The 5,202-nt window shown below is 68.6% G+C and carries 7 protein-coding genes; 3 read left to right on the forward strand and 4 right to left on the reverse strand.

The genetic code is table 11. The features are described from left to right. Positions 1–569 (forward strand): TCP-1/cpn60 chaperonin family protein (locus ACRDUX_RS14350; protein WP_526414694.1); only part of this gene is annotated, 569 nt, incomplete at its 5' end. A gap of 204 nt (positions 570–773) precedes the next feature. On the opposite strand, the gene ACRDUX_RS14355 is transcribed toward ACRDUX_RS14350, so the two are convergent. Together ACRDUX_RS14355 and ACRDUX_RS14360 are read right to left on the reverse strand one after the other, a co-directional pair. After that, positions 774–1,142, reverse strand: a complete 369-nt coding sequence (locus ACRDUX_RS14355) for a pyridoxamine 5'-phosphate oxidase family protein (RefSeq protein WP_526414695.1) — start codon at positions 1,140–1,142, stop codon at positions 774–776. A gap of 24 nt (positions 1,143–1,166) precedes the next feature. After that, positions 1,167–2,486 (reverse strand): MFS transporter, encoded by a 1,320-nt coding sequence (locus tag ACRDUX_RS14360; protein WP_526414696.1) that lies wholly within the window; start codon positions 2,484–2,486, stop codon positions 1,167–1,169. A 106-nt stretch (positions 2,487–2,592) separates the two neighbouring features. Here ACRDUX_RS14360 and ACRDUX_RS14365 point away from each other — a divergent pair, with 106 nt between their 5' ends. Both ACRDUX_RS14365 and ACRDUX_RS14370 read left to right on the forward strand, forming a co-directional pair. Continuing rightward, positions 2,593–3,405 (forward strand): SDR family NAD(P)-dependent oxidoreductase, encoded by an 813-nt coding sequence (locus ACRDUX_RS14365; RefSeq protein WP_526414697.1) that lies wholly within the window; start codon positions 2,593–2,595, stop codon positions 3,403–3,405. 54 nt (positions 3,406–3,459) lie between these two features. Continuing rightward, entirely contained in the window at positions 3,460–4,323 is an 864-nt protein-coding gene (locus ACRDUX_RS14370) for a carbon-nitrogen hydrolase family protein (RefSeq protein WP_526414698.1), read from the forward strand. Positions 4,324–4,342: 19 nt separating this feature from the next. On the opposite strand, the gene ACRDUX_RS14375 is transcribed toward ACRDUX_RS14370, so the two are convergent. Both ACRDUX_RS14375 and nthB read right to left on the reverse strand, forming a co-directional pair. After that, a complete protein-coding gene (locus tag ACRDUX_RS14375; protein ID WP_526414699.1) occupies positions 4,343–4,675 on the reverse strand; it encodes a nitrile hydratase accessory protein in 333 nt (110 codons plus the stop codon). Further along, a partial coding sequence (gene nthB, locus ACRDUX_RS14380) for a nitrile hydratase subunit beta (protein ID WP_526414700.1) occupies positions 4,662–5,202 on the reverse strand: 541 nt, incomplete at its 5' end. The genes nthB and ACRDUX_RS14375, both read right to left, overlap by 14 nt.

Raw genomic sequence — 5,202 nt, forward strand, 5'->3', positions numbered from 1 at the left:
ACAGCGACTCCGACTACGACCGCGAGAAGCTGCAGGAGCGCCTGGCCAAGCTGGCCGGCGGTGTTGCGGTGATCAAGGCCGGAGCTGCCACCGAGGTGGAGCTCAAGGAGCGCAAGCACCGCATCGAAGACGCGGTTCGCAACGCCAAGGCCGCCGTCGAAGAGGGCATCGTCGCCGGTGGCGGCGTGGCGCTGCTTCAGGCGTCCCCTTCGCTGGACGAGCTCACGCTCACCGGTGACGAGGCCACTGGCGCGAACATCGTTCGCGTTGCGCTGTCGGCCCCGCTCAAGCAGATCGCCTTCAACGGTGGCCTGGAGCCGGGTGTCGTCGCGGAGAAGGTGTCGAACCTTCCTGCGGGCCACGGCCTGAACGCCGCGACCGGTGAGTACGAGGACCTGCTCAAGGCCGGCGTCGCCGACCCGGTCAAGGTCACGCGCTCGGCGCTGCAGAACGCGGCGTCCATCGCGGCGCTGTTCCTCACCACCGAGGCCGTCGTCGCCGACAAGCCGGAGAAGGCGTCCGCACCCGCGGGCGACCCGACCGGTGGCATGGGCGGCATGGACTTCTAAGTCCGACGCTTCACACGGGAAGGCCCGGTCTGCTTGCAGGCCGGGCTTTTTCGTGCGTGCCCACCCGGTGTGACGAGAATATGTCTCCAACCGTTGACATAAGTCACCGTATGTTGACATCGTCTGCGGGTGGCGAGGTGCCACAAACCATCGCCGAGGGGCGCCTGACCAATCACCTTCGTGCCACAACTGGCCATTCGCGACTCAGGCCAGCGGCACGCAGTCATCGCCGCACCCGGATGTGGTGGGCGAGTCCGGCTTCGCCGCCCGGTGCAGCACTGCGCGACTGGGTGTTATTCGCAACGGCTCACCAGCGACATCGCCTCGCCCGTCGACGATCAACGTGTAGCCGCCCGGTTCCCGCGGCGGCCAGAGCAGTGTGACGTCGCCGTGCCGTGCCACGTTGGTCCGCGTGGTCTTGCCCACCCGGCCGACGTCGAACACGCCGCCGGCGAACACGGGATCGACCGCGACGGTGTGGGCGCGAAAGTCATCGCCGACCGTGATGAGGTAGGCCGCTGCGAAGTCCTTCAGCGCTGCGGACAACTGGTCGAGATCCACCTTGACGCTCATGGCGCGAGGATACGGCGGCGGCCCCTAGATGCCCGTCAGCGGCGTCGGTTTCAGCAGCAGCGTGGCGACGACGGAGATGACCGCGGTCACCACCAGGTAGCCGCACGCGATCCACGGGGTGCCCCCGGCGGCGCCGATCAGCGCCGTGAGGATCAGCGGAGTCAGCCCGGATGAGTAGACACCCGACAGCTGATAGACGGTGGACAGCCCGGTGTAGCGGATTCGGGCGGGGTACAGCGACGCATACAGCGTGCCCTGCGCCCCGTAGAACAGTGCGTGGATGATGCCGAACACCACCACCATTGCCACGGCGTAGAGCCAGATGTTCTTGGTGTCGAAGAGGGCGAAGACCGGGAACACCGCGACGCCGTAGGCGGCGATTCCGATGGCGTACACCCGCTTTGGGCCGAACCGGTCGCTCAGTAGGCCCGAGACGGGGATCAATCCGGCCATCAGGAGAGCGGCGACGGTGACGGCGACCAGCACGGGAATCTTGTCGAGTTTGAGGGTGCTCGTCGCATACGCGATGGCGAACACGCCCCACGTGTTGAACGCGGCACCCTCACCCCACCGCGACAGCATGCCGAGCACCGTCGAGCGCAGCGCGGGCGGCCTGAAGACGTCCTTCAGTGGCACCGCCGCCCGGTCGTCACTGTCGCGCACCTTCTCGAATGCCGGTGTCTCGCTGGCACGCAACCGGACCACGACGCCGAAGATCACCAGCACGATGCTGAACAGGAACGCGATCCGCCAGCCGTACGCCAGGAACGCGTCGTCGGGAAGGACGACCTGCAGCAGTGCGAAGACACCTGTGCCAAGCGCCAATCCGATGGCCAGCCCGATCTGCGGGATGCTCCCGAACAGGCCGCGGCGACGGGGCGGGCCGTGCTCGACCGCGAGCAGGACCGCTCCGGCCCACTCGCCACCGAGCGCGAAACCCTGCACGATGCGCAACAGGAGCAACAGAATCGGCGCCAGCACACCGATCTGCGCGGCCGTTGGCAGCACGCCCATCAGGGCGGTCGCGCCACCCATCAGGAACATCGTGAACGCCAATGTCCGTTTGCGCCCGATGCGGTCTCCGACGTGGCCGAAGACGAAGCCGCCGATCGGCCGCACCAGGAAGCCGACCGCGAAGGTCGCGAACGACAACATGGTGCCAACGAAGGTGGTCTGGTCGGGGAAGAACGCCTTGTTGAACACCAGGCTCGCGGCGGTCGCGTAGAGGAAGAAGTCGTACCACTCGATCGTGGTGCCGACGAGGCTCGCCCACAGCGCCGTGCGGGCCTGCGGCGAGATGGAGATGCTCTGCTCGTCGTCGGCGGGTGCGCTCGTGACAGTCACGGGTACCAATGAGTTCACGGGTTTAGCGCGGGGACCACCTTTGGACGCGCGATGATTCCAACGCCGCGCAGCGAGGGGCGAGTCGGCGGGCTTGTAGGTTCGAGCCATGCCGCTGCCCACGCCGTCGCCCACCTCCACCGCCGTCGTCACCGGCGCATCCTCGGGCATCGGCGCCGACATCGCGCGTGAACTGGCGGCGCGCGGCCACGGCGTCACGCTGGTCGCCCGCCGCGAGGACAAGTTGCAGGAGTTGGCGGCGGAGCTGAGCGCGGTCCGCGTCGAGGTGATCGCCTGTGACGTCGCCGACCCCGATGCCCGAGCCGGCCTCTTCGGCGAGGTCGAGAGCCGCGGGCTGACCGTCGACGTCCTGGTGAACAACGCGGGGATCGGCACCATGGGGGCGGTCGCCGAGGCGATCGTCGATCGCGAGATCGCCCAGGTCCGGGTCAACGTCGAGGCGGTCATCGACCTCACCACCCGCGCCGTGCAGCAGATGGTGCCCCGGGGTCGAGGGGCGATCCTCAACGTCGGCTCCACCGCAGGCTTCCAGCCGTTCCCCGGCCAGGCCGGCTACGCCGCGACCAAGGCCTTCGTCATCAGCTACACCGAGGCGCTGCACGCGGAGCTCACCGGCACCGGCGTCACCGTCGCGACGCTGAACCCTGGTCCGGTGCGCACCGAGTTCCTGCAGACCGCGGGCATGGACGAACGGACGTTCGCCGAGGCGTTCCCCAAGTTCATGTGGATGCCGTCGCGCGACGTGGCGAAGGCCGGCGTCGATGCGCTCGCGGGCGACCGCGGGACGGTCATCGCGGGTCTGCCCAGCCTGGTGAGCACGCGACTGTTCCAGCTCATCCCGAACCGCTTCCTGCTGCCCCTTCTGGCCAAGCAGCACCCGGGGCTACGGGCCAAGCGCTAGCCCGACGGCCACGTCATCCGCTGCCACCCACCTGACCGTCACAGAGGACTGACCATGCGCACACTGACCATCGCCGCCATCCAGACGACTCCCGTCGCCTTCGACATCGCCGCAAGCTGGGAGCGCTTCCGCGCCAGGGTCCGTGCCGTGCGCGACACCTTCCCCCACGTCGAACTCGTCGTGGTGCCCGAACTGATGCTGGCCGCCGAGGCGCCGCTCCTGCAGGCGCGCGACGGCTGGATGAACCAGGTCGCCGAGCCCATCCCGGGGCCGACGACGGAACGGGTCGCCGAGCTCGCGAAGGAGACCGGCCTGTGGCTGGTGCCCGGGAGCCTCTACGAGCGTGGCGATGACGGCCGGGTCTACAACACCGCGGTAGCGGTGTCACCGCTCGGTGAGATCGCCGCGACGTACCGCAAGGTCTTCCCGTGGCAGCCCTACGAGCAGACGTCCCCCGGGAGTGAGTTCGTCGTGTTCGACATCCCCGGCGTCGGCCGGGTCGGGCTGGCGATCTGTTACGACGGCTCGTTTCCCGAGACGGTCCGTCAACTGGCCTGGCTCGGGGCCGAGGTGATCATCCAGCCGACCCTGACGACGACGCGCGACCGCGAGATGGAAATGGTCTGTGCCCGTGCCAATGCGTGGACCAACCAGGTGTTCGTGGTCAACGTGAATGCCTCGGATCCAGCGGGCGTCGGGGCAAGCTGCATCGTCGACCCCGAGGGGACCGTTCGGCAACGGGCGGGCTCGGGGGAGGAGGTGTTGATCGACTGCCTGGATCTGGACGCCGTGACCCGGGCGCGGAGCCACGGCACCTTCGGCCTGAACCGGCCGTGGAGCCAGATCGCTCGACATGGCGCGGATCTGCGGCTGCCGATGTACGGCGGCGCGGCGATGTTGACGCCGCCGTGGCACTAGGGCGGGCTAGGGGCGGCTTCTAGCCCAACGGGTCGTTGGTCAGGGTGATCGGCTGCCCATGCGCTGTCGCCTTGGCGGCCCGGTCCCAGGACGCGCGACGCGATTCGAGGAGCTCCGGTGTGATCGCACCCTTCGCCGCCGCGAGGCGCTCCAGGGCGCCCAGCCAGTGCTCGTAGTGCGTCGAACCGTCGTCGGGATCCCCGGCGAGCTGCGCCCGTGCTATTTCGCTCCCCAGCGTCGACGACCATTCGGCCGCCGTGAACAGGCCGGCCTCTTGGAGTGCCATCCGCATCGCGAAAGCCCTTGCCTGCCAGGGCTCTTCGAAACTCAAGTCGTCGTCAGCCAGGCTCAAGGTAGCTCTCCCAGGCGTCGATCGACGACGTCACCGCCGGGTCGGCGTCCTCGCCCCACAGTTCGGTGGCCGTGAAGCGCACCGTGTACAGCCACTGCGGTGACTCGCCGAGGCCGTGCGCGTTGCTGTCGGGAAGGACGTGTGCGCCGTGGATGCGTTCGACCACACCACGTTTCGCCCGCGCATAGCGCGGTAACCGGGTGTGCCCGACGGGGTTGATGTTGCGGGTCACCACGGTGTCCCCGACGGCGAAGCGCGCAGGTGTCGTCACCTCGCGACTGCTCGGACCGCCGGTGTCGAGCAGCGTCGGGACCTCGTCCGGCCGCAGCACGCGCTTCACGGGTTTCGACGGCTCGAGCGCGTGTCCGGCCTCGAGTTCGTCCGCCGTGACCAGGCCGGACTGGCGCACCAACTTCTCGACGCCCGCGAGCCAGATCTCGTAGTAGCTGTTCGACAGATACTGCACGGGCGGGATGGACTCGCGGGCATGGCGGCTCGCATCGCCCGTCCACGACCCGATGGCACCC

This window comes from Mycobacterium sp. (assembly GCF_050701675.1).
In the GTDB taxonomy this organism is placed as follows: Bacteria; Actinomycetota; Actinomycetes; order Mycobacteriales; family Mycobacteriaceae; genus Mycobacterium.